This is a genomic window from Cryobacterium sp. MLB-32, from assembly GCF_000738085.1.
In the GTDB taxonomy this organism is placed as follows: Bacteria; Actinomycetota; Actinomycetes; order Actinomycetales; family Microbacteriaceae; genus Cryobacterium.
In genome coordinates, this window is sequence record NZ_JPRS01000260.1 from 1 (window position 1) to 1835 (window position 1835).

The window sequence follows — 1835 nt, forward strand, 5'->3', positions numbered from 1 at the left end:
GCAAAARGCCTTCGCGGACACTCTTGGAACAGATGGGTACCAATCGGATTGGATCGTTCTCAATTTCGAGCACGCCACCGGCGCTGAGGAAAGTGACAATTTGCGATACGGGGCGCTTATTGATGCGATGTGGACCGACAGCTAAGACTTGTGAGATGGCCTTTCAGTGTGGCCCGGTGCCGCGGCATCAAGATCAGTGCACGCTCCTGAGTCCGACATCATCGTGACAGCATCCCCTACCCGTGGCGCTCGGTCTTCTGCAGGCGTTTCTGGATGCCTTCGATAATGCTCCGGGTCACGCAGCGTGCCGACCCTCGCCGATCAGATCAGAGCCGCTGCGGTGGGGATGGCGGTTTCGATGAGGACGACGGCGATGGCGGCAGCAGTGGCGAAGGCGTCCGTGTCGAGGACTCGGCTGCGGTCCGAGGCTCCATCCCAACGTCGACGGAGCGTAGGTTCCCGTGAACAGTTTCCGGAGAGCGGGGGCATTCTCGGTTTAACGCGCCGTCAAAAACTAAGGTCGACCGGTGGATTCAGGCTTAAAGCTCTCGAGCGGTCAGCGACTCTGGCCGCGGCCCGCGCCCAGGACCCGGAGCGATTCAGCACGACTCGGGACCCCAAGATCCTCACCCTTCACAGCGGCCGCGACACCAGGCACCCTCGCTTCGTGGAAGAAGTTCACACGCCCGCGCTGCTGTGCGCCTACGATCTTCGGAGGATTGAGACCCAATCATGGGTAGGCTCGATCACGTGCGTTTGCAGAACTAGTTGACGTGCCGCTCGGCGGGCAATGTCCCGTCGCGCTCGGCTTGAACGTGAAGGAAACACCGTGTCTGATCAGGCAAGAATCAAGGGCCACACCGTGACCCGCACCGTGCACATCGAGGCCTCGCCCGCGATCGTCTGGACGGCGCTGACCGACCCCGAGGTGATGGTCAAGTGGTTCGGAGACACTGTGGGGTTCGCCGCGCTCGAGCCCGGTGCGACTGGCAGCATCGACTGGGATGACTTCGGTAGCTTCCCGATCGAAATCACCGAGGTGGTGACCGGGAGCTCGTTCGGCTTCCGTTGGTCGGGAATCCCCGCCGACGAGCTCGACGAGTACTCGACGCACGTGCGCTTCACCATCGCCGATGCTGGTACCGGCACGGATGTCACGGTGATCGAATCGGGCTTCGACACACTCCCCGGCGGCACCCGCTACCGTCGCGCACGTCTTGAGCAGAACCGAGAGGGCTGGGACGTCGAACTCGACGAGCTCGCGATGCTGCTTGAGGGTGTCACCCCGTAGTTCACGATTACGGGGGAGCGCCCGACGAGCCGATATGACGGTGGCCTCGACGAAGACTGTTTGAAGCATGATCCTCGGAGTATCGGTTGAGCTGCAACCACCAGGTGTAGAAGATACTCGCGGCGCGCATCTGGCCGCTGACATGTGGCAGCATAGCGCTGTGAACCAGACGACCCCGGATGCCCCGCTCGTGCCTCGACTACGACGGATGGCGGGGCGTGACCCGCGAGAGACGCACCGGGTGGTCACCCCGCTGGAGCTGTTGTTCGACGTGACGTTTGTTGTGGCGATCGGTGCCGCAGCTAACCAGTTCGCCCATCTTGTCGCAGTCCAGCATCTCGCTGAGGCGCTTCTCGGCTTTGGCTTCGCGATGGTCGCCATCTGCTGGGCGTGGATCAACTTCTCGTGGTTTTCCTCTGCCTATGACACCGACGACTGGTTCTATCGAATCTCGACGATGGTGCAGATGGTCGGTGTCATCGTGCTGGCGCTCGGCCTTCCGGCGCTCTTCCAGTCGCTTGACGAGGGTGTCCACGTCGACAGC

General features: G+C 62.1%; 3 protein-coding genes. 2 read left to right on the plus strand and 1 reads right to left on the minus strand.

The annotated features are described in order from the left end of the window. Positions 1-321: 321 nt before the first annotated feature. Positions 322-489, minus strand: a complete 168-nt coding sequence (locus tag JF66_RS22440; protein WP_197059466.1) for a hypothetical protein — start codon at positions 487-489, stop codon at positions 322-324. Positions 490-829: 340 nt separating this feature from the next. Between JF66_RS22440 and JF66_RS17245 the strand changes: the two genes are divergently transcribed. Next, entirely contained in the window at positions 830-1291 is a 462-nt protein-coding gene (locus JF66_RS17245) for an SRPBCC domain-containing protein (RefSeq protein WP_197059465.1), read from the plus strand. A 160-nt stretch (positions 1292-1451) separates the two neighbouring features. After that, on the plus strand, positions 1452-1835 hold a 384-nt coding region (locus JF66_RS17250; RefSeq protein ID WP_369798056.1), incomplete at its 3' end, for a low temperature requirement protein A.